1 protein-coding gene is annotated in these 328 nt (G+C 68.6%); it reads left to right on the top strand.

The features are described 5' to 3' along the window. On the top strand, positions 1-328 hold a 328-nt coding region (locus tag EN859_RS36400; RefSeq protein ID WP_135913688.1), incomplete at both ends, for a glycine zipper 2TM domain-containing protein.

The raw sequence follows: 328 nt of genomic DNA, 5'->3' as shown, positions 1-328 counted from the left end.
CCCGCAGCAGTACGCTCAGCAGGAACCTGTCGCGCAGGCGCCGGCGGCGCAGCAGCCGCAATATGCTCAACGGCAGCCCGCACAGACGGCGCATTGCTCGACGTGCGGCACCGTGGTCGCGATCTCGGCGGCGCGCCAGGAAGGTCACGGTACCGGCATTGGTGCGGTAGGCGGCGCGGTGGCGGGCGGCGTGGTCGGCAATCAGTTTGGCAGCGGCAACGGCCGCACCGCAATGACCCTGCTTGGCGCGCTAGGCGGCGGCCTTGCCGGCAATTCAGTGGAAAAGCACCCGCACGGAATACGATGTGCTGCTGCGCAGGTGCTTTTC

It is taken from the genome of Mesorhizobium sp. M00.F.Ca.ET.216.01.1.1 (assembly GCF_004010325.2).
Taxonomy (GTDB): Bacteria; Pseudomonadota; Alphaproteobacteria; order Rhizobiales; family Rhizobiaceae; genus Mesorhizobium.
The sequence above is the reverse complement of the archived record's forward strand: the minus strand, read 5'-3'. Positions and strand labels throughout refer to the sequence as shown.